The organism is Curtobacterium sp. PhB142, assembly GCF_004341255.1.
Lineage (GTDB): Bacteria > Actinomycetota > Actinomycetes > Actinomycetales > Microbacteriaceae > Curtobacterium.
This window is the reverse complement of sequence record NZ_SLUT01000005.1, coordinates 272182-292175: the sequence shown is the minus strand read 5'-3', so window position 1 is coordinate 292175 and position 19994 is coordinate 272182. Positions and strand designations below refer to the sequence as shown.

The 19994-nt window shown below is 71.7% G+C and carries 19 protein-coding genes; 9 read left to right on the top strand and 10 right to left on the bottom strand.

Going from position 1 to position 19994, the window contains the following annotated elements; genetic code table 11:
* Positions 1 to 58 precede the first annotated feature (58 nt).
* Entirely contained in the window at positions 59 to 961 is a 903-nt protein-coding gene (locus tag EDF31_RS12160) for a LysR substrate-binding domain-containing protein (protein ID WP_111086860.1), read from the bottom strand.
* Positions 962 to 1066: 105 nt separating this feature from the next.
* Here EDF31_RS12160 and EDF31_RS12155 point away from each other — a divergent pair, with 105 nt between their 5' ends.
* The 3 genes from EDF31_RS12155 (at position 1067) to EDF31_RS19970 (ending at position 5320) form a co-directional block, all read left to right on the top strand.
* Complete coding sequence (locus tag EDF31_RS12155) at positions 1067 to 4525, top strand: bifunctional proline dehydrogenase/L-glutamate gamma-semialdehyde dehydrogenase (RefSeq protein ID WP_131846287.1); 3459 nt, start codon at positions 1067 to 1069, stop codon at positions 4523 to 4525.
* A 157-nt stretch (positions 4526 to 4682) separates the two neighbouring features.
* Positions 4683 to 5123 carry a VOC family protein gene (locus EDF31_RS12150; protein WP_131846286.1) on the top strand — a complete coding sequence of 147 codons (441 nt, stop codon included), beginning with the start codon at positions 4683 to 4685 and terminating at the stop codon, positions 5121 to 5123.
* 47 nt (positions 5124 to 5170) lie between these two features.
* Entirely contained in the window at positions 5171 to 5320 is a 150-nt protein-coding gene (locus EDF31_RS19970; protein ID WP_165901403.1) for a hypothetical protein, read from the top strand.
* 172 nt (positions 5321 to 5492) lie between these two features.
* Here the strand turns inward: EDF31_RS19970 and EDF31_RS12145 are convergent, their stop codons facing one another.
* The gene (locus EDF31_RS12145) at positions 5493 to 5936 is read right to left on the bottom strand and encodes a thioesterase family protein (protein ID WP_123292423.1); all 444 of its coding nucleotides are present in this window, start codon (positions 5934 to 5936) and stop codon (positions 5493 to 5495) included.
* Positions 5933 to 6541, bottom strand: coding sequence for a QsdR family transcriptional regulator (locus EDF31_RS12140; protein WP_123292424.1), 609 nt, complete (start codon positions 6539 to 6541; stop codon positions 5933 to 5935). Before EDF31_RS12140 ends, EDF31_RS12145 begins: the two co-directional genes overlap by 4 nt.
* 47 nt (positions 6542 to 6588) lie before the next feature.
* Here EDF31_RS12140 and EDF31_RS12135 point away from each other — a divergent pair, with 47 nt between their 5' ends.
* Positions 6589 to 7782, top strand: coding sequence for an acyl-CoA dehydrogenase family protein (locus tag EDF31_RS12135; protein WP_131846285.1), 1194 nt, complete (start codon positions 6589 to 6591; stop codon positions 7780 to 7782).
* 104 nt (positions 7783 to 7886) lie between these two features.
* Here the strand turns inward: EDF31_RS12135 and EDF31_RS12130 are convergent, their stop codons facing one another.
* Together EDF31_RS12130 and EDF31_RS12125 are read right to left on the bottom strand one after the other, a co-directional pair.
* Entirely contained in the window at positions 7887 to 9971 is a 2085-nt protein-coding gene (locus tag EDF31_RS12130; RefSeq protein ID WP_131846284.1) for an alpha/beta fold hydrolase, read from the bottom strand.
* On the bottom strand, positions 9968 to 10864 hold the full coding sequence (locus EDF31_RS12125; RefSeq protein WP_131846283.1) for a patatin-like phospholipase family protein: 897 nt from the start codon (positions 10862 to 10864) through the stop codon (positions 9968 to 9970). The genes EDF31_RS12130 and EDF31_RS12125 overlap by 4 nt, the downstream gene beginning before the upstream one ends.
* Before the next feature lie 113 nt (positions 10865 to 10977).
* Here EDF31_RS12125 and EDF31_RS12120 point away from each other — a divergent pair, with 113 nt between their 5' ends.
* Together EDF31_RS12120 and EDF31_RS12115 are read left to right on the top strand one after the other, a co-directional pair.
* Entirely contained in the window at positions 10978 to 11787 is an 810-nt protein-coding gene (locus tag EDF31_RS12120; RefSeq protein WP_123939195.1) for a GAF domain-containing protein, read from the top strand.
* A gap of 41 nt (positions 11788 to 11828) precedes the next feature.
* Positions 11829 to 12014, top strand: a complete 186-nt coding sequence (locus EDF31_RS12115) for a hypothetical protein (protein ID WP_123312988.1) — start codon at positions 11829 to 11831, stop codon at positions 12012 to 12014.
* Between the two features lie 73 nt (positions 12015 to 12087).
* Here the strand turns inward: EDF31_RS12115 and EDF31_RS12110 are convergent, their stop codons facing one another.
* On the bottom strand, positions 12088 to 13116 hold the full coding sequence (locus tag EDF31_RS12110; RefSeq protein ID WP_131846282.1) for an NADPH:quinone reductase: 1029 nt from the start codon (positions 13114 to 13116) through the stop codon (positions 12088 to 12090).
* Between the two features lie 148 nt (positions 13117 to 13264).
* The gene (locus tag EDF31_RS12105; protein ID WP_131846281.1) at positions 13265 to 13627 is read right to left on the bottom strand and encodes a helix-turn-helix domain-containing protein; all 363 of its coding nucleotides are present in this window, start codon (positions 13625 to 13627) and stop codon (positions 13265 to 13267) included.
* Between the two features lie 112 nt (positions 13628 to 13739).
* Here EDF31_RS12105 and EDF31_RS12100 point away from each other — a divergent pair, with 112 nt between their 5' ends.
* Positions 13740 to 14387, top strand: coding sequence for an NAD(P)H-binding protein (locus tag EDF31_RS12100; RefSeq protein WP_131846280.1), 648 nt, complete (start codon positions 13740 to 13742; stop codon positions 14385 to 14387).
* A gap of 219 nt (positions 14388 to 14606) precedes the next feature.
* Here EDF31_RS12100 and EDF31_RS12095 read toward each other — a convergent pair whose 3' ends face one another.
* Positions 14607 to 15929 carry an MFS transporter gene (locus tag EDF31_RS12095; RefSeq protein WP_123292432.1) on the bottom strand — a complete coding sequence of 441 codons (1323 nt, stop codon included), beginning with the start codon at positions 15927 to 15929 and terminating at the stop codon, positions 14607 to 14609.
* Positions 15930 to 16076: 147 nt separating this feature from the next.
* On the opposite strand from EDF31_RS12095, the gene EDF31_RS12090 reads away from it, so the two are divergent.
* Positions 16077 to 16934, top strand: coding sequence for a LysR substrate-binding domain-containing protein (locus EDF31_RS12090; RefSeq protein ID WP_123292823.1), 858 nt, complete (start codon positions 16077 to 16079; stop codon positions 16932 to 16934).
* 36 nt (positions 16935 to 16970) lie between these two features.
* On the opposite strand, the gene EDF31_RS12085 is transcribed toward EDF31_RS12090, so the two are convergent.
* Positions 16971 to 18071 carry a hypothetical protein gene (locus EDF31_RS12085; protein ID WP_131973741.1) on the bottom strand — a complete coding sequence of 367 codons (1101 nt, stop codon included), beginning with the start codon at positions 18069 to 18071 and terminating at the stop codon, positions 16971 to 16973.
* A gap of 155 nt (positions 18072 to 18226) precedes the next feature.
* Here EDF31_RS12085 and EDF31_RS12080 point away from each other — a divergent pair, with 155 nt between their 5' ends.
* Positions 18227 to 19195 (top strand): aldo/keto reductase, encoded by a 969-nt coding sequence (locus tag EDF31_RS12080; RefSeq protein ID WP_131846278.1) that lies wholly within the window; start codon positions 18227 to 18229, stop codon positions 19193 to 19195.
* Between the two features lie 88 nt (positions 19196 to 19283).
* Here the strand turns inward: EDF31_RS12080 and EDF31_RS12075 are convergent, their stop codons facing one another.
* A complete protein-coding gene (locus EDF31_RS12075; RefSeq protein ID WP_131846277.1) occupies positions 19284 to 19919 on the bottom strand; it encodes an NAD(P)-binding domain-containing protein in 636 nt (211 codons plus the stop codon).
* Positions 19920 to 19994: the final 75 nt, after the last annotated feature.

The window sequence follows — 19994 nt, the reverse complement described above, 5'->3', positions numbered from 1 at the left end:
GGCCCGTCAGGTCTCGGTTCGGTCTCGGTGCAGTCAGCCGGATCGGGGACGGGGCCCGTCAGTCGCCGACGGCCGCCGCGGCGCGTTCGAGGGCGGCGCGCAGCGCACGGACCGCGGGCGAGGACGCCCCGGCGGCGCGCACGACGGTGAAGATCGTGCGGCGGGGCTGCTCGGGCAGTTCGAGCAGGCGGCAGGTCGTCGTGCGTCCGGTCCACATCAGGTCCGGCATCAGGCTGACGGCGTTGCCGGACTCGACCAGTCGGATCTGGGTCTGCAGGTCGGCGGTCTCGTAGCGGACGTCCGGCTCGAAGCCCCAGCGTCGGCACACCTGCTCCGCGAAGTGCCGCGACGCCGTCCCGCGGGGTTCCATCACCCACGGCAGGGCCTCGGCGTCCTCGAGGCTCGAGACCGGTAACAGCGCCGTGTCGAGCGGCGGCAGCGCCAGCCGGACCGCATCGGTGGTCAGGTCCGAGCGGTCGAGCCCGGACAGGTGCGGGGCGGCGTGCGCCGGGTACTGCTCGGCGATGACCATGTCGAAGTCCCGCGCCCACGTCTCGTTCAGGGCGGTCTCCGGCTCGCGCTGCACCATCTCGACCCGGACGTCGGGGTGTTCGGTGGCCATCTCGTGCAGGGCGTTGGGCATCAGCGCGAGGGCGGCGGACTGGAACACGGCGACGCGCACTCGCCCCTGGACCGACGGCAGGGTGTCCTCGACCTGCGCCTGGGCCTGCTCGAGCACGTCCTGCACGTGGCCGGCGGCGGCGACGAGCACCTCGGCCTGCGGGGTGAGCTGCAACCGTCGGCCGGCCTTGCGGAGGAGCTGCACCCCTGCCTCGCGTTCCAGGGCGCTGAGCTGCTGCGAGACCGCCGACGGCGTGAAGTTCATGGCCTCGGCGACGGCCGCGATGGTGCCGCGGATCGACAGCTCGCGGAGCAGGACCAGGCGGCGGACATCGAGCATGGTCTGACGGTAGCGGGGCCGCCGTAGATTCGGTAGTGCAACTGAACGGTACCCATCAGGAACGGTCGCTTCCGCTACCGTATCCCGGGCCTCCACACTGATCCCATGACGACCCTGCAGGAGCACCCCGCCACCGACCACGACGCGCTGGCGGACCAGTCCGTCGCACTCGTCCGACAGTGGCTGGCCGAGGCCGAGTCGTTCCCGGTGGACGGCTCCGCCAAGCAGCTCGCCGGGGTGCTCGCCGACCCCGCAGGTCTGGACTTCGCCGTCGGCTTCGTGGACGGCGTCGTCCGCCCGGAAGACCTCGCCGTCGCCGCGCGCAAGCTCCGGCAGATCGCGCCCGGTGCCCCCGGGTTCCTGCCCGCCGCGATGCGCGGACTCGTGCGCCTCGGTGGCGGCATGGCACCGGTGCTTCCGGGCGTCGTCGTGCCCATCGCTCGTCGAGTGCTGCGGGGCATGGTCGGCCACCTCATCGTCGACGCGACCGACTCGAAGCTCGGGCCCGCCATCGCCAAGATCAAGCGGGACGGCGTCCGGCTCAACGTGAACCTGCTCGGCGAGGCCGTGCTGGGCGAGCGCGAGGCCGCGCGCCGGCTCGAGGGCACGCACAAGCTCCTGGCACGCGACGACGTCGACTACGTGTCGATCAAGGTCTCGTCGACCGTGCACCCGCACTCGCCGTGGGCGTTCGACCACGCCGTCGACGACATCGTCGAGCAGCTCCGCCCGCTGTTCGAGCGCGCCGTGGCCTCGACCCCGGCGAAGTTCATCAACCTCGACATGGAGGAGTACAAGGACCTCGACCTGACGATCGCGGTCTTCACGAAGCTCCTCGACGAGCCTGCGTTCCTCGGGCTCGAAGCCGGCATCGTCCTGCAGGCGTACCTGCCCGACGCCCTCGCCGCGATGGAGCAGTTGCAGGAGTGGTCCGCCGCTCGCCGGGCCCGTGGTGGTGCCGGCATCAAGGTCCGCCTGGTCAAGGGCGCGAACCTGCCCATGGAGCAGGTCGAGGCCTCGGTGCACGGCTGGCCGCTCGCCACCTGGCACACCAAGCAGGACTCCGACACCAACTACAAGCGCGTGCTCGACTGGGCACTCACGCCGTCGCGCGTCGAGAACGTCCGCGTCGGCGTCGCCGGGCACAACCTGTTCGACGTCGCGCACGCGTGGCTGCTCGCCGGTGAGCGGGGCGTGCGGGACGGCATCGAGTTCGAGATGCTGCTCGGCATGGCGCAGGGCCAGGCGTCGGCAGTGAAGAACACGGTCGGTTCCCTCCTGCTCTACACGCCGGTCGTCCACCCCGGCGAGTTCGACGTCGCGATCGCGTACCTGATCCGCCGCCTCGAAGAAGGCGCCTCGCAGGACAACTTCATGTCCGCGGTCTTCTCGCTGGTGTCGTCGCCGCCGCTGTTCGCCCGCGAAGAAGAACGCTTCCGCGCCTCGCTCGTGCCGCTCGCCACACCCGAGGGCCTCGCCGCTCCCGCGTCCCACCGCGTCGCCGACCGCTACGCGGCCGTTGGGCGCCCCGGACCCGGCCGGTTCGAGAACACGCCGGACAGCGACCCGTCGGTCGCGCCGGTGCGCCAGTGGGGGTCGGCGATCACGGACCGGATCGCGTCGTCGACGCTCGGCGTCCGCGCCGTCCAGGAGGCCCGGGTCGACTCCGCCGCGTCACTCGACTCGGCGCTCGCTCGCGTCCAGGCCGCCGGTGCGGTCTGGGGGACCTGGTCCGGTGCCGCTCGTGGCGCCGTGCTGCACGCCGTCGGCGACGCACTCGAGGCGAACCGCGCAGCACTCATCGAGGTCATGGCCGCGGAGACCGGCAAGACCATCGACCAGGCCGACCCCGAGGTGTCCGAAGCGATCGACTTCGCACACTTCTACGGCTCGCTCGCGTCCCAGCTCGACGACCTCGACGGTGCGACCTTCACCCCGGCCACGCTGACCCTCGTCGCACCGCCGTGGAACTTCCCGGTCGCGATCCCCGCCGGCTCGACGCTGGCCGCACTCGCTGCCGGGTCCGCCGTCGTCCTCAAGCCGGCGCCGCCCGCCGAGCGCTCCGGGGCCGTCCTCGCCTCGATCATCGAGACCGCGCTCGACGCCCACGGGGCCCCGGCCGACGTGCTCGCGTTCCTGCAGGTGTCCGAGAACGAGCTCGGCCAGCAGCTCATCGCCTCGCCGATGGTCGACCAGGTGATCCTCACCGGTGCCTACGAGACCGCAGAGCTGTTCCGCTCGTTCCGCTCTGACCTGCCGCTGCTCGCCGAGACCTCGGGCAAGAACGCCGTGATCGTCACCCCGTCGTCGGACCTCGACCTCGCGGTGAAGGACGTCGTCGCCTCGGCCTTCGGGCACGCCGGCCAGAAGTGCTCGGCCGCGTCGCTCGTGGTGATGGTCGGCTCGGTCGCGAAGTCGAAGCGCTTCCGCAACCAGCTCCTCGACGCCGTGTCCTCGCTCACCGTCGGCTCGCCGACCGACCCCACCACCCAGATGGGCCCGATCATCGAGCCGGCATCGGGCAAGCTGCTCGCCGGCCTGACGACGCTCGGTGCGGGGGAGACCTGGGCCGTCGAGCCGAAGCAGCTCGACGAGACCGGCAAGCTCTGGAGCCCCGGTGTCCGCCAGGGCGTCCGCCGCGGCTCGGAGTTCCACCGCACCGAGTACTTCGGCCCGATCCTCGGCATGATGACCGCTGACACCCTCGACGAGGCGATCGACATCGTCAACGAGGTCGACTACGGCCTGACCTCGGGCCTGCACTCGCTCGACCCGGCCGAGATCGGCACCTGGCTGTCGCGGATCCAGGCGGGCAACCTCTACGTCAACCGCGGCATCACGGGCGCCATCGTCCGTCGGCAGCCGTTCGGTGGCTGGAAGAAGTCGGCCGTCGGCGCGGGCACGAAGGCCGGCGGGCTGAACTACCTGCTCGGGCTCGGGTCGTGGGCGCCTGCTGCGTCGACTGCTGCGTCCGTTCCTTCCGCTCCGGTCAGCGCCTTCGTCCGTGCGGCCGGGGGCACCTCGCCGGTGCTCGACCGGTCGCTGGCGTCGGACGAGCAGGCCTGGTCGACGCTGTTCGGCACCGCGACCGACGTCTCGGCCCTGAGCGCCGAGCGGAACATCGCGCGGTACCTGCCGTTCCCGTCGGTGCAGGTGCGCCTGGCTTCTGGTGACGAGGATGCTGTTCCTGACCTCGTCCGCGTCGTCGCGGCTGCGCTCCGGGCCGGCACGACGATCGACGTCTCGACGGCCGCCGCGCTGCCGACACCCGTCGCATCGGCGCTCCGCTCGCTGCCCATCGTCCGGTCCGTCTCGCAGTCGGTCTCCGACGAGTCCTTCGCGTCGTCGATCGCGGCGGGGCCGTCGACCCGTGTCCGGCTCATCGGCGGCGACACCTCTGCGCTGTACTCGGCGATCGGCGGGCGTCCCGACGTCGCGGTGTACGGCGGCCCCGTGACCGAGGCCGGGCGGCTCGAGATCCTGCCGTTCGTCCGCGAGCAGGCGGTCTCGATCACGGCGCACCGCTTCGGCACGCCGAACCACCTGACCGACGAGCTCATCTGACCGGACCGCGGCGCTGGCGTTCGGGTCGAGCGCCGCTGTCCGGTCGCCGCACGCTGTCGGGATGCACCGAGGTGGCAGGGGTTGCCTCGGGTGCGCGTCGCAACCACGGCGCGCACCCGACAGCCCTGCGTCGGGTCGAACCCGGAGGAGCTCCACCATGACCGAACCGTTCGCACGCCCGACCGCCCTTGCCCACGTCCGCGTCACCGTGACCGACATCCACCGCAGCAAGGCGTTCTACCGGCAGCTGCTCGGCACCGACCCGGCGATCGACTTCAGCGACCAGGTCGACGAGCCCGGCGTGCGCGAGGACCGCGAGCGCTTCTACGGCGGCTCCGTGTTCCGGCTCGGCGACCAGGTCTTCGGTCTCCGCCCGGTCGCTCCGGCGGGGCAGACGTTCGACCCGGACACCGTCGGCCTCGACCACGTCAGCTTCGTCGTGGGATCCGTCGACGAGCTGCACCAGGCGGCCGCACGTCTCGACGCCGCGGGGGTCGAGCACGGCGAGGTCACCGACCTCGGTGACGCCGGCATGGTGATCCTGTCCGTGCAGGACCCCGACGACATCAACCTCGAGCTCGCTGCCCTCAAGTCCTGAGCAGTCCTCGGGCCGCGGGCTAGCATGGGGTGACGAGAGGGGACGTCATGCGCTTCGTGCAAGCCATCGGCCGGGGGATCGGCTTCGTGTTGTCGACCGTGGCGAAGGTGCTCGGGACCCTGAACGGCGCGAAGCCAGCGGGCGACGACCTCGCCGCGCGGCTGAACCAGCCGAGCCGCGACGACTACCGCCCCTGACCTTCTCGCTGCGCCAGCCCCCGGAGCCCGGTCCCGATCCGGCCTGCACAACCAAAGTGCCCTCGAGCCACGCGATTGCGCGGTTCGAGGGCACTTTGGTTGTGCGCCGAGGTGGGCAGGGTCGGCGCCCGAGCGGCGGCGCCGCGTCGGTGTCGGGCGACGGCGCGCGGGGTCAGTCGGCGACGGCGGGCTCCTGCGCGACCATCGTGCCGGTCACGAGCGCGCGCAGCGACTCCGGCAGGGGGATCGGTCGGCGGGCGCCCTCGCGGTCGATGATGACGTGCGCGAACTCGCCGGTGGCGAGCAGCGCGCCGTCGGACTGCCGGAACAGGCCGAACTCCCACGACAGGCTCGTGTTGCCGAGGTGCTTGGACCGCATCCCGACCTCGATGACGTCCGGCCAGACGGCGGACTCGACGAATCGGCAGCTCGACGACACCAGCACCGCGATCCACTCCGACGTGAAGGGGTCGAGACCCGCTTCCTCGCGGAACCAGTACGTCGACGCGTTGTCCATCGCCGAGTAGTAGATCGTGTTGTTGACGTGCCCGAACATGTCGTTGTCGTTCCAGCGCGTGGGGTAGAGGCGGCGGAACGGGTACTCGTCGATGGTCATCGGTCTCCGATCGGAGGTGCGGGTGTGGCGTGATCGGCGGCGGGGCGCAGCACGTACTCGAACGCGGCGCGTGCCCGGACGGGGTCGGGGGCCTCACCGGAGATGAACTCAGCGTAGGTGAACGACTCTGAGATCCGGACGAGCAGCCGCGCGAGCTCTTCGGCGGACAACGGGGCCGGATCGAACTCGCCGGACGACTGCTCCTCGACCACGAGCGCCGTGACCCGTTCGACGAACCGGCTCTGCACGTCGCTCTCCGAGGTGGTCAGCAGGCGCATCGCCCGCGCGGGTTCGCGGGTCAGGAAGGCGCGGAAGTAGGTGGCCTCGATGAGGTCGGCGGTGAACCGGTCGAGCACGTCGACGATGCGCGCCGCTCCGGACGACCCGATCGTGTCGGCAGCGCGGGACGCCCGGTCGAGCGTCGGGACTGCGAGGGACCACAGGATCTCGGACAGCAACCGGTCACGGTTGCCCACCCACCGGAACAGTGACGTACGGTCCACGCCGAGTGCGGCAGCCAACGCGCCCATGTCGATCCGTGAGCCGTCGATGAACGTGTGGCGAGCCTCCCGGAAGGCGCGCAGCGCAGAATCCGATGTGTACACGCGGTCCTCCCTTGCAACGTTTTCGAGAATGATGCATCGTTGGTTCCATGTCAACGCTGACGCCCACGACGGGCCTCCTCGAATCGGACTTCTACGGCTTCCAACAGCAGCTGACCGAGCCGGAGCGCGCGTCGATCGGGCGACTCCGCGAGTACCTCGAGCGCGAGGTCGCGCCCATCGCCGACGGGTACTGGGCACGCGCCGAGTTCCCGATGCAGGTGATCGCGCCCCTCGCCGAGCTGGGCATGTACGGGCCGGGGATCCCGCTCGTGCGCCAGTTCGAGAACTCGGCCGTGTACCGCGGGTGGGCTGCGCTCGAGCTCGGACGCGTCGACGCCAGCGTCGCGACGTTCATCGGCGTGCAGTCGGGTCTGGCGATGAACTCGATCGCCGTCGCCGGCAGCGAGGAACAGCAGCGCGAGTGGCTGCCGCGCATGGCGGCCGGCGAGGTCATCGGGGCGTTCGGCCTGACCGAACCGCTGTCCGGCAGCGACTCCGCCCGTGGCCTGCGCACCACCGCCCGCCGCGACGGCAACACGTGGGTGCTCGACGGCGAGAAGCGCTGGATCGGCAACGCCACCTTCGCCGACGTCGTCGTCATCTGGGCGAAGGACGTCGCCGACGAACAGGTGAAGGGCTTCCTGGTCACCACGGACACCCCCGGCTTCACTGCCACGAAGATCGAGGACAAGATCGCGCTGCGTGGGGTGCAGAACGCCGACATCGTCATGCAGGGGGTGCGCGTGCCGGAATCGCGTCGGCTCCAGCGCGCCGACTCGTTCCGGTCGACCGCCGAGGTGCTCCGTCTGACCCGCACCGAGGTGGCCTGGCAGGCCGTCGGCATCGCGGTCGGCGCCTACGACGCGGCGCTCGCGTACGCCCGCGAGCGGATCCAGTTCGGCAAGCCGATCGCGTCGCACCAGCTCGTGCAGGACCTGCTCGTGAAGTCGTTGTCGAACATCACGGCCTCGATCGCGCTCTGCACGCAGGCCTCGGCCATGCAGGACGCCGGTGTCGGGGGCGACGAGCACTCCGCGATGGCCAAGGCGTTCGCGACCGCGAAGATGCGCGAGACCGTCGGCTGGTGCCGCGAGGTGCAGGGTGGCAACGGCATCGTGCTCGACAAGGGCGTCGCCCGGTTCTTCGCGGACGCCGAGGCGATCTACTCGTACGAGGGCACCCGCGAGGTGAACACGCTCATCGTCGGTCGGGCGATCACCGGGCAGGCCGCCTTCGTCTAGCAGCCCGCCCGGATCGGGTCGGTCGGGTGGATCCGACCCGGAACGACGTTCTCGATGTCGTGCGACGTCGATCGTGTCGTTCCGGGTCGACCGCCACGCCCGCGCTACCCGAGCAGCTCCGGCCGCTCCCACTCCTGGCCGAGCACGTGCTGCCCGAGGAACGCGAACACCGTCTCGTACCAGACCACGGCGTGCTGCGGCGAGAGCACCCAGTGGTTCTCGTCCGGGAAGTACAGGAACCGGTGCGGCATCGTGCCGTCGTCGGCCGCGTGGTGCTCGGCGAGCTCGGACCACAGTCGCAGCCCCTCGCCGATCGGCACCCGGTAGTCCTTGTCGCCGTGGACCACGAGCATCGGTGACGTGATGTCCGCCACGAACCGGTGCGGGTCGTTGGCCTCGATGCCGGCGGCGTCGAAGATCGACGACCAGTACTGCGACGAGTCCGTGGTGCCGTTGAACTGGTCGAGCGCCCACAGGCTTGCGTGCGTGACGATCGCGCGGAAGCGGTCGGTGTGCCCGGCGACCCAGTTCGCCATGTAGCCGCCGAACGAGCCGCCCATCGCCGCCGTGCGGGTCTCGTCGATGTCCGCTCGGGCCTCGACCACGTCCGTGATCGCCAGCAGGTCGGTGTACGGCGCCTGCCCCCACGCGTTCCACCCACGGTTCACGAAGTCGAGCCCGTAGCCGGTCGACAGTGCCGGGTCCGGCAGCAGCACGGCGTACCCGCGCGCCGCCAGGAGCATCGGGTTCCACCGCCACGACCACTGGTTCCACGAGTTGAGCGGTCCGCCGTGGATCCAGAGCAGCAGCGGGTGCGGCCCGTCACCCTCCGGCACGACCAGCCAGCCGCGCACGCGCGCGCCGTCGGCCGCGGTCGTCTCGACCTCTTCCAGGTGCGCGGGGACCTCGGGCAGGGGCGCAGGCGTCGCGAGCGGGGTCACCTCGCCGTCCGTCGCGATCCGCACGGGGTGCAGCGGTGCCGCCCAGGAGGCCCGGAGCGCCACGACCGCGCCCGTCGCCTCCGCCACGCGCAGGCTCGAGTACGCCCAGTCGTCGTGGGTCAGCTGTTCGACGGCTGCGCCGTCGAGCGGGATGCGGAACACGGGTGCCCGGCCGTCCTGGTCGGCCACGGCGAGCAGCGCTCGGTCGCCGTGCTCGAACACGAGCTCGCTCGGCCAGCGGTCCCAGTCGGTGGCGATGCGGCGCGGGTCCGACCCGTCGATGCCGGCCGTCCAGACCTCTTGCTGGTTCGCACCGGCGGGGGTGGAGCGCACCGTCCGGACCCAGGCGATCGTGCGACCGTCGTGGCTCAGCGCGGGCATCTCGTGGTCGACGTCGGCGTCGTCGAACAGCACCGAGTGGTGGCCGCTGGTGCAGTCGATCGTGACGAGCGTCGAGCGGTCCCCACGGGCCTCCCGGACACCCACGGCTGCCAACAGGACGGAACCATCGGGCGTGAGTGCCCCGGCGACGTGGTCCAGCGACCGGCCGGGAGCCGGCGTGCGGTCGGTGAGGCGGGGGAGCGCGGTTGCGTCCTCGGCGTGGTCTTCGGTCTGGCCTTCGGCCAGGTCGAGCGTGAGGATGTGGGTCTGGGCCGGCCCGAGGTCGTGGTCCCAGTACCGCACCGGGTACGTCTCGTGCAGGATCGCGCGGACCTTCTTGTCCGTGCGGGCCTTCCGGAGCTGGGCGTCGGCGTCGACCACGGTGGCCGGGTCGGTACCGGCGCCGGGCAGCAGGTCGGCGGTGAGCGCTGCGGTGTCGGCGGCCGCAGCGGTCGCCAGGACGCCGCCGACCCCGCCGGTGAGCCGCGTCAGGGGGCGCGCTTCACCACCGGCCGCCGGGAGGACCCAGAGCTGGGCGGCGTCGGCGTCGGTGGCATCGGCGTCGGGGCGGGCGGAGACGAAGAGCAGGTCGCCGGTGCGGGTGAAGGCGATGCCGCCCTCACCCTTGGCGGAACGGGTGAGGCGGACCGCGGTACCGGCTGCGGCGCTGCCCGCTGCGTCGGCATCGGCGTTCGTTTCGGTGTCGTTGCCGGCGGGCACCTGCCAGATCGAGCGCCGGTACCCGGTGCGGTCCGGGTCGAGCGCACTGACAGTCAGGGCGACGCGCTCACCGTTCGGGCTGATAGCGATCCCGTCGACCCGGGGGAGCGCGATGTACTGGTCGAGGTCGGAGAACGGCGTCGTCATGCGACCACGCTCACCAGGTCATCGGCCCAGAAGGCGGCGATCTGCTCGGCGACCGCCGTGCCCTGGGCGCGGCCGGCCTCGGCCGAGGGCGCCTGGGTGGCCAGCGAGAGCGAGTTCGTGCCGAAGGCTTCCTGCGCGGTGCTGTCCGCCACGACGACCTCGACCGAGCTGCCGCCGGCGCGGAGCGACTCGACCGCGACGTCGAGCCACGGGCCGACCGGCGACGGACCCTCGGGACCGCAGGCGATCACGAGGACACGCTCGTGTCCGGCGGCGGCGTCGGCGTTCGTGCCGGAGCGGACCCCGCCGTCGACGTACGGTCGGCCCTCGATGCCGACGGGCGACCACACGAAGGGCACGGAGCAGCTCGCGGCGACCGCACGGGGGAGCGGGACGCCGTCGGCCGCGGTCAGCAGTCGGAACGTGCCGTCGGTGGCGTCGACCGCGGTGATCGCGAGCGGCTTCGCCGGCCAGTCGGTGGACGGCAGGGTCTCGGTGAAGGTCGCCGCGCGCTCGTCGTCGGACTGTCCGTCGGTGACCTGCTGGGCGGCGAGGCCGAGGCGGGCGCGGGCGTCCTGCTCGCCGGTCGCGCCCTCGAGCGCGGCACCGATCCGCTGCTGGACGGCGTCGGTGTCGATGGCCGGCGGCTCGACGTAGGTCGTCGGTGCGGGGGTGTGCTGCTGGTCGTACGCCTGCTGCACCGCGCCGTTCCGGACGAAGGCGCCGACGACGCTGCCGGCGCTCGTGCCGACGACCAGGTCTGCGGCGTCGAGGTCGACGCCGGCGTCCTGCAGGGCGGTGAGGACGCCGACCTCCCAGGCGATGCCGGCGACACCTCCGCCACCCAGGACGAGGGCTCTGGATCCGGGAACTGGCGTGCTGGCATCGGTCATGGGTCTTGCTTACCAGGTGCGTGCGACGGGCCGGTGGAGGCCGACAGATCCTGTGGAGAACCGACCTGTGGACAACTCCGTCTGCGTCGGTGGCGTGACCTAGCGTCGTGGTCATGGGGCAACAGCGTTCAGGACGGGTCGGCACGGTCGGGTGGCCGATCGTGGTGGCGGCCGCGCCCACTGCGGCGTTCCAGCTGCCGAACCTGTTCGTCACCCCGGCGGTCCGACTGTCGCTCGTCGTGTTCGGGCTCGTCGTGCTGGCCGGTGCCGTGGCGGTGCAGGTGGTCCGGACCCGACGCAGCGACGCTGCGCGGGCGGTGGCCGAGGAGAACGCGACCGGGGCCGAACTCGAACAGTCGACGGCGGTCCGGTACGCGTTCGGCCAGATCGCCACTCGGCTCGTCCGCTTCACCGAACTACCCCGTTCCGAGCGCCACGGCGAACTCTCCGTCGTCGCTGACCGCGTCGCCGTGGCCCTGGCGTTCTACCTGCTGCCGAAGGTGCCCGACGTCCGGGCCAACGTGTACCAGCTGTCCACCGATCTGCGTGCGCTCGAGCCGATCGGTCACGGGGGTGCCGGCGACACCGCCGGGGTCTTCCGCGCGGGCACGCCCTACGGCGACCGCAACCTCGAGTGGGTGCTGGTCGGGGGATCACCCCGGATCGTCGGCGACCGCTCGGCCGACGTCGACGTGGACCAGGACGTGCCGGGCTTCGAACCGCGCTACTCGTCGTACGTCTCGGTGGTGATCCGGTCCGACCAGTACTCGTTCGGCATGCTCACCGTCGACTCCCCGGTCCCCGACGCCTTCACCGAACTCGACGCCAAGAACATCGCGATGATGGCGTCGTTCATGGCCGTGGCGTTCTCGTTGACCTACTCGTTCCCCGAGCGCGACCGCAATCCAAGGAAAGGCCCGTGATGCTCACACGCTCTGTCGGACGCTCGACGTACGATGCCCTCATGACGACCGTGAACCCTGCTCCGCCGTCGTTCGGGCGTGCCCGGATCTCATCGCCGAACTGGAACGACACCACCACCGACGCCGACTACGAAGACCTCGACGTCATCGCCGCCAACATCGAGCGCGAGCGCGAAGCAGCCCGGATCCGGGTCGCCGCAGCCATCGCCGCGCGCCTGGGTCGCTGACCCTTCCCGCATCGTCCACCACGAACGGCTCCCACGGGTGTGGGAGCCGTTCGTCGTCTGGGCGTCGGGGCTACTACGCCTGGGGCACGTCGATCAGCACCTTGCCGACGGTGTCCTGCTCGACGGCGTCGTGCGCGTCCGCGGTGCGGGCGAGGTCGAAGCGGGTGAGCGGCAGTCCCGCGTCCGCGCCGACCGGCAGCACGCCGTCGTGCAGCGCCTCGGTGACGTCCTCGGCTGCTGCGGCCAGGGCCTCGTCACCGATCGTGTAGAGCAGCAGGAACTGGTAGCGCGCGTTCACGCTCATGTTCGGGCGGATCGGCAGCGTGGCCTCGTCGCCGCCGTTGTTCGCGTAGATCGACACGACGCCGTGGTTCGCGAGGACGTTGGCGACCAGTTCGGCGTTCTGGGGGATCGACACCTCGACGACGATGTCGACGCCGTCCCGCGCGATCTCGCGGATGCGAGCCGCGGCGTCGTCCTGCCGGTAGTTCACGACGTGGTGGGCACCCGCCGCGGTGGCGAGTGCGGCCTTGTCGTCCGAGCTGATCGTCGTGATCACCGTCGCGCCGGCCCAACGGGCGAGCTGGATCGCCGCGTGCCCCACCGCTCCGGCACCACCGGCGACGAGCACCGTGACGCCGTCGAGCGCACCGGGGCCGAGTCGTGCGGGGCCGTCCTCGTGCGTCGTGAGGGCGCGGTGCGCGGTCATCGCCGGGACACCGAGCGAAGCACCGATGTCGAAGCTCGTCTCGTCGGGCAGGCGGACCGCTCGGGTCTCCGGCACGACGGTGTACTCCTGAGCAGTCCCGGTCGGGCGCGAGGCGGCGGCCATGAAGAGCCACACGCGGTCACCGACGGCGAGGTCCTCGACACCCGGGCCGACCGCGTCGACGACACCGGCGCCGTCCTGGTTCGGGGTGATCTCGGGGAAGGGCAGTCCGTCGCCGTAGGTACCGCCCGCCCGGGCCTTCCAGTCCGTCGGGTTCACGCCGGAGACGACGACGCGGACGCGGACCTCGCCGGCGCCGGGTTCGGGGACGTCCCGCTCGACGAGTTCGAGGACGCTGCTGTCACCGGGCTTCGTGTAGACGATCGATCGCATGTCCCCAGGCAACCACTCGCCGCCGTCGGGGATTCCGAGTGTGGGCGTGGCGGCACTTCGTGAGCAGAAATGGTCGGGTGCGTTCGGCGGACCCGACCATTTCTGCTCACGAAGCGCCCCCCGCCCCGCCCGCGCCCGCCGCGCCAGGTCAGCGCGCGTCGTACTCCACGCGCGACACCGCGACGTCGTCCATGTGCGAAGTGGCCCACGCCTCGAGCGGCTCGAGCACCCGGCGGAGCGACCGCCCGCGATCGGTGAGCTCGTACTCGACGTGCGGCGGGATCTCGGGGAACACCGTGCGGGTGACGAGTCCGTCCCGCCCGAGTGCCCGGAGGGTCTGCGTGAGCATCTTCTGCGACACGCCCTGCACCCGGTTCGCGATCGCCGAGTACCGTTGCGGCCCGTCGGCGAGGGTGCCGATCGTCAGCACGCTCCACCGGTCGCCGATGCGGTCGAGCAGCTGGCGACTGGGGCAGTCGGCCGCGTAGGGGCTGTACTCGAGTGCTGACATCTGGCCTGGCCTCCGTGACGAACGCGCTCCGATACGCACCGTGAGGTGCCTACTTACTCAAAGAGAGTAACTCTTGTACGGTGAGCTGCACCAGCCCCACGAAAGGAACAGCATGACCAGCATCGTCGTCTTCGGAGGCACCGGCTACGCCGGCTCCGCCATCACCAGCGAAGCCCTCTCCCGTGGCATCGCCGTCACCGCCGTCGCGCGCGACACGAGCAAGCTCGACGCCGCCGAGGGCCTGACCCTGGCGCAGGGCGATGCCTTCGACGCCGACTTCGTGGCCGAGGTCACGAAGGACGCCGACGTCATCGTCGTCGCACTGCACGCGGTCCAGGCCGACGGCAGTGAGCTCAAGGACGAGTTCCAGCACTTCGTCGACGCTGCGGCCAGCGCCGGTGCGCGTCTCGGCATCGTGGGCGGCGCCGGTTCGCTGCTCGTCGCCGACGGTGGACCGCGCCTGTTCGACTCGGCCGAGTTCCCGGACGCGTTCAAGGGCGAGGCGAAGAGCCACGCGCAGATCCTCGACGCGCTCCGTGCCTCGGACACCGACGTCGACTGGTTCTACGTCAGCCCGGCCGCCGGCTACGGCAGCTACAACCCGGGCGAGCGTCGTGGCACGTACCGCACGACCGACGAGGTCCTGCTGACCGACTCCGAGGGCAACTCGGACATCTCCGGCGACGACTTCGGCCTGGCCTTCGTCGACGAGATCGCGAACCCGGCGCACCACCAGGCCCGTTTCGGCGTGGCTTACTGAGGCAACCGCTCACCGGACGGGAGGCGCGTGGCGGGGCCGCCCCGTGCCTCCCGTCCGTCCGGGACCGCGTCCGCGCCCTGTTGCGGGCATTGCGCCCCTGTGTGTCGGGGCGCGACGCCCGCAACAGGGCGCAACGCCTTGGCGCGCGGCGGACGGGAGGCCCGTGGCGACGCCGCCACGCGCCTCCCGGTCGGCGCGCCGGTGCGTCCACCGCCCCGCTCAGTGGGCGACGATGGCCGGCAGCGGCACGTGGTGGCGCATGCGCACGGCGAGGTGCAGGCCACCTCGGCGGGCGAGGACGAGCGCGATCACGGCAGCGGCCGCCGCGGGCACCCCACCGGCGACCATCATCCCGACGTGCGCCCCGAAGTGGTCGACGACCTGGCCCATCAGCGGCCCGCCGATCGCCTGGCCGCCGAGCAGCACGAGCACGTAGAGCGACATCACCCGGCCGCGGATCGCCACGTTCGACGACAGCTGCACGAGCGAGTTCGACGCGGTCTGGAACAACAGCTGCGACATCCCGACGGCGACGAGCGCCACGGTGAACGGCGCGATCACGGGGATGGACCCGGAGACCACGAGCAGCACCCCGGTCCAGAACACCCCGCCGACGATGGTCCGGAGCCGCACGACCGCCCGCCGCGTGGAGAGCAGGGCGCCGACGAGCGCACCGATCGCCACGGCCGAGTTGAACACGCCGTACCCGGCGGCGCCGACGTCGTACACCTGTGACGCGAAGGCCGACAGCAGCACGGGCATCGTCAGGGCGAACACCGAGAAGAACGCGACGAGGATCACCGGCACGATGATCGTCGGCTTGTTCACGGCGTAGCGGAGCCCCTCGATCAGCTGTCCCTTGCCGCGGGGCGCCGGGGGCGTCCGGTGCAGCTCCGACACCTTCAGGAACCCGAGCGTCACGACGACGGCGACGCAGGCGATCGCGTTCACGCCGAACGACCACCCGGCCCCGACGGCGACGAGCAGCGCGCCGGACAGCGCCGGGCCGATCATGCCGCCGAGCTGGAACACCGACGAGTTCACGCTGATCGCGTTGCGGAGGTGCTGGTGTCCGACGATCTCGGTGACGAACACCTGGCGAGCCGGGTTGTCGATCACGGTGACCATGCCGACCAGGAACGCGATCACCCAGATGTGCCAGGCCTCGACCACACCGGCGAGCGTCAGCACGGCGAGCAGTGCGGACAGCACCGCGAAGGCGCCCTGCGTGATCATCATCAGCGCGCGCTTCGAGAACCGGTCGACGAGCACGCCGCCGAGCAGCCCGAACAGCAGCATCGGCGCGAACTGGCAGGCGACGGTGATGCCGACCTGCGCGACCGAGCCGGTCAGCTGCAGGACGAGCCAGTCCTGGGCGATGCGCTGCATCCACCCGGCGGTCATCGCGACGAGGTTGGTGGCCGTGAACAGCCGGAAGTTCGGCACGGACAGGGCGATGAGGGTGTGCCGCCAGGGCGGGCGGGTGGCCTGGATCGGGAGTGGTTCGGTGGGCGGGGGGAGGGTCGTCGATGACGCACTCACGGTGAGGGGTTCTCCGGACGTCGTTGCGGATCTGGTACCCCAACGAAACTACGTGGCCGCGGGCCATTCGACACCCCTATGGTGGCTATCAATCCATTGCGATGTCGAATGACCGCGCGAACGACCGCGCGAACGAACGAGGTGCCCGTGCTCGATCCGGTCCTGCTGCAGACCTTCCTGGCCGTCGCCGAGACGCAGAGCTTCACGCAGGCCGGAGCCCGCCTCGGCATCAGCCAGCCCACCGTCTCCCAGCACGTCCGGCGGCTCGAGACCGCGGTGTCCCGCACGCTCGTCGCCCGCGACACCCGTGGCGTCACCCTCACGGACAACGGCGACGCGATGGCCGGCTTCGCCCGGACGATCCTCGCGGCCCACGCCACCGCGGATGCGTACTTCTCGGGGTCGGCGACCCGTGGGCGCCTCCGGTTCGGTGCGGCCGACGACCTCGCGATCACGCAGTTGCCGCGCATCCTCCGGGACTTCCGGCGGCTGCACCCGCAGGTGAACCTCGAGCTGACGGTGAACCAGTCGTCACCGCTCCTGCGCCGGGTGCACGCCGGGCAGCTCGACCTGGTGTTCATCAAGCAGACCGCGGGGGAGTCCGCCGAGGGGACCCGGGTCGCGACCGACCAGATGGTGTGGATGGCGCAGGACGGCATCGCGGTCGAACGCGACGAGCCCGTGCCGCTCATCGCGTACCAGGCGCCGAGCATCAGCCGGCAGATGGCGATCGACGCCCTCGAGGCAGCGGGCCGCACCTGGCGGATCACCTGCAACACCCGCGACGTGAACGGCGTGCTGGCGGCGGTGCGGGCGGGGATCGGCGTGGCGGTGTTCCCGCACTCGCTCATCCCTGCGGACCTGGTGAAGGTGTCGCAGCGGCTCGGGTTGCCGGATCTGCCGGCGGTCGACTACGTCCTCATCGCCAACCCGACGGTGCAGCGCGAGCCGATCGACGCCCTGACGAACGCGATCCTGTCGCGCGGGGTCGTCCGCGCCGTCTGACCGCCAGCCGAGGGGCCGAACCGGAGACCGAGCCCGCTACGGCGCGAGGGTCGGGGTCGTCCCGGTCCCGGTCAGGTCGGGCAGCGTCACCCCGGCGAGCGGCAGCAGCGCCGACGCGACGGCCCACAGCAGCACGAGCGTTCCGACGCCACCGAGCACGGCGCCGAGCAGCGCGACCGGCCGCTGCCACGTCGCCGCGCGGTCGCGGAGCGTCACGAGCGACACCACCAGCGCGAGGAGTCCGAGCACGACGCCGACACCGTGCACGGTCGCCGGCGCGGTGAACCACCAGGCCGCGAGTCCGAGCGTCGCGATGCCCGCCACGGCGCCCAGGACCGCCCCGGGCGTCGCACCGAGTGCGCGGCGCGGCTCCGGCTCGGCGGCTGCGGCCACGGGCTGGTCGAGCAGTTCGGTCGGGAGGCCCGGCTCGGCCCCGACGGACGCACTCGCCTCCGCCACGGGTGCGGTCGAGGGCACGGTGGCGTTCGTGGGCACGGTGGCGTTCGTGGCCGCGGGTGCAGCCGCGGACTCCGGCGCCTGCAGGACCGCGTCGAAGGAGCGCACGTGGGCGGACGCCGGGGTCGGTGCCGGGGTCACGGCGGTGGCGGCGGCCTGCTGGTGGGCGAAGCGGCGGGGCGTGCGGAAGCCGATCGGACCGACGGGTTCGGGCTCGGTGCCCTCGACGACGACGTGCTCCAGGCCGGGCACGGAGAACCGGGGCTGTCCGGCGGAGGGCACGGGCGACGGTGCGGGGGCCGGCGCGGTGCGGGGAGCGGCGTCGATCGGTGAGACCGGGGTCGGTGCGGAGGCCACGGCGGCGGTGTCGAACGGCACGGTGTGCACAGTCGGTGATGTGGGGGCCGGCGGCAGGAGGTCCTGCTGCGGCGGGTAGTCGGGGACCGTGACGTCGTCCTCGACCAGGGTGGCGATGGACGCAGGCTCCGGCGTCGGCGCTGCCGTCGGGTCGAGCGTGGCCGTCGGCTGCGGGGCGGAGCCGAGCACGGCGGTGGGAGCCGGTGCACCGTGGGCGGCGCGCGACGTGGCGGGGGTGGGACGGGCCTCCTGGCCGGTGCTCGCTGCGGAGTCGGACGCGACCCGCCCGGCGGACGCGGCCGGTTCGACGACCGGTGCGGTCACCCAGGACGGGACGGGACGGCGCGGCCGTTCCGAATCCTGCATGCGATGCGACGCCACTGCGGTGCTCCCTTCGTCGACTGATCCATCGTCAGTTCTAGCGGCAACGGTCGCGGATGTCGCAGCCCCAGTTCCGGGGTCGCCGGTACGTTCGGGGCATGACCGGAATCGAACACCGTCCACTGGGCCCCTCGGGGCTCGTCGTCTCCACCGTCGGCCTCGGCTGCAACAACTTCGGGCGGCCGGGGACCGCCTCCGAGTCGCAGGAGGGCACCGACGCCGTCGTGCGGGCGGCACTCGACGCCGGGGTCACGCTCTTCGACACGGCCGACATCTACGGCGGCCGGCCCGGCATGTCCGAGGAGATGCTCGGCCGGTCGATCGCGGGGCGGCGTGACGAGATCGTGCTCGCGACGAAGTTCGGCATGGACATGCAGGGCGCGAACGGCCCGGACTGGGGTGTGCGGGGGTCGCGACGGTACGTCCGGTTGGCCGTCGAGTCGTCGCTCCGTCGCCTCGGCACGGACTGGATCGACCTGTACCAGATGCACCGTCCCGACGACGTGACCCCGATCGAGGAGACGCTGTCGGTCCTCGACGACCTGGTCCGCGAGGGCAAGATCCGCTACATCGGGCACTCGAACTTCGCGGGGTGGCAGATCGCCGAGGCCGAGTTGACCGCGTCGATCGCCGGCACCACGGCGTTCGTGTCCGCGCAGAACGAGTACAGCCCGCTCGCCCGTGCCGCCGAGGCCGAGGTGCTGCCGGCCGTCCGCGCCTACGCCCTCGGGTTCCTGCCGTTCTTCCCGCTGTACAACGGGCTGCTGACCGGCAAGTACACGAAGGCCGGGGGTCCGGCCGACGGGCGTCTGTCGACGTCGAAGCCGCAGCTGCTCGAGGACGCCCCGTGGGACGTGCTCGACGACTACCAGCGCTTCTGCGACCACCGCGGTGTCACGATGCTGCAGGCGACCTTCGCGTGGTTGCTCGCGCAGCCGGGGCTGTCGAGCGTCATCGCGGGGGCGACGAAGCCGGAGCAGATCACGCAGAACGTCGAGGCCGGCACCACGTGGGAGCCGACCGAGGACGACATCGCCGACATGACGGTCATCTTCGACCGGGCGTAGGCGGGCCGTCGGCGCCGGGTTTCGCGCTGGACGACAGTTCGCGGGCTCCGCAGCTCGTGATGTGTCGCTCAGCGCGAAACCGCGCGCGTCAGCGGGTGGCTGCCTGCAGTGCGTCGCGCAGCTGGTCGGCGGTCAGGCGCGGGCCGTAGCCGGGGGTGTCCCGCTGGATGCGCCAGCCCTCGGCGAGGGGTCCGGCGTCGACGACGTCGAAGCCGAACTCGTCGATGAGGTCCGCGGTGACCTGCTTCGCCTCGGCGTCGTCGCCCGCGATCACGAGGGCGCGACGGTCCGGGGTACGGGCCGGGCTGGCGTGGCCGGTGAGGTCCGCGGCGCCGATGTGGTTGAACGCCTTGACGACCCGGGCGCCGGGCAGGTGGTCCTGCAGCAGCTCGGCCGTCGTCGTCGACTCGTCGTCGAGCGCAGGGATGTGGCCGTCGCGCTCCCAGTAGTAGTTGTTCGTGTCGATGACGACTTTGCCGACGAGCGGCTCCGCCGGGATCGTCTCGATTGCGGCGAGCGGCACCGTCACGACGACGACCTCGCCGGCGGCGGCGGCTTCGTCACGGGTGACCGCACGGGCCTGGTCGCCGAGTTCGGCCACCAGGCCGGCCAGGGTCTCGGGGCCGCGGGAGTTCGCGATCACGACCTGGTGGCCGTGCTGTACCGCGAGCCGTGCCAGTTGGGATCCGATGTTGCCTGCGCCGATGATGCCGATCGTTGTCATGGTGTCCATCCAACGCTCGGCGGCCACGAGCATTCCCGGTGGGGCACGTGCGCCCCGGGCGGAGCATGATGGCGG

Excerpts from the sequence above, each read along its gene's own strand:
- EDF31_RS12160 (WP_111086860.1), bottom strand. The coding sequence starts at position 961 with ATGCTCGATGTCCGCCGCCTGGTCCTGCTCCGCGAGCTGTCGATCCGC.
- EDF31_RS12155 (WP_131846287.1), top strand. The coding sequence starts at position 1,067 with ATGACGACCCTGCAGGAGCACCCCGCCACCGACCACGACGCGCTGGCG.
- EDF31_RS12150 (WP_131846286.1), top strand. The coding sequence starts at position 4,683 with ATGACCGAACCGTTCGCACGCCCGACCGCCCTTGCCCACGTCCGCGTC.
- EDF31_RS19970 (WP_165901403.1), top strand. The coding sequence starts at position 5,171 with ATGCGCTTCGTGCAAGCCATCGGCCGGGGGATCGGCTTCGTGTTGTCG.
- EDF31_RS12145 (WP_123292423.1), bottom strand. The coding sequence starts at position 5,936 with ATGACCATCGACGAGTACCCGTTCCGCCGCCTCTACCCCACGCGCTGG.
- EDF31_RS12135 (WP_131846285.1), top strand. The coding sequence starts at position 6,589 with ATGTCAACGCTGACGCCCACGACGGGCCTCCTCGAATCGGACTTCTAC.
- EDF31_RS12130 (WP_131846284.1), bottom strand. The coding sequence starts at position 9,971 with ATGACGACGCCGTTCTCCGACCTCGACCAGTACATCGCGCTCCCCCGG.
- EDF31_RS12125 (WP_131846283.1), bottom strand. The coding sequence starts at position 10,864 with ATGACCGATGCCAGCACGCCAGTTCCCGGATCCAGAGCCCTCGTCCTG.
- EDF31_RS12120 (WP_123939195.1), top strand. The coding sequence starts at position 10,978 with ATGGGGCAACAGCGTTCAGGACGGGTCGGCACGGTCGGGTGGCCGATC.
- EDF31_RS12115 (WP_123312988.1), top strand. The coding sequence starts at position 11,829 with ATGACGACCGTGAACCCTGCTCCGCCGTCGTTCGGGCGTGCCCGGATC.
- EDF31_RS12110 (WP_131846282.1), bottom strand. The coding sequence starts at position 13,116 with ATGCGATCGATCGTCTACACGAAGCCCGGTGACAGCAGCGTCCTCGAA.
- EDF31_RS12105 (WP_131846281.1), bottom strand. The coding sequence starts at position 13,627 with ATGTCAGCACTCGAGTACAGCCCCTACGCGGCCGACTGCCCCAGTCGC.
- EDF31_RS12100 (WP_131846280.1), top strand. The coding sequence starts at position 13,740 with ATGACCAGCATCGTCGTCTTCGGAGGCACCGGCTACGCCGGCTCCGCC.
- EDF31_RS12080 (WP_131846278.1), top strand. The coding sequence starts at position 18,227 with ATGACCGGAATCGAACACCGTCCACTGGGCCCCTCGGGGCTCGTCGTC.
- EDF31_RS12075 (WP_131846277.1), bottom strand. The coding sequence starts at position 19,919 with ATGACAACGATCGGCATCATCGGCGCAGGCAACATCGGATCCCAACTG.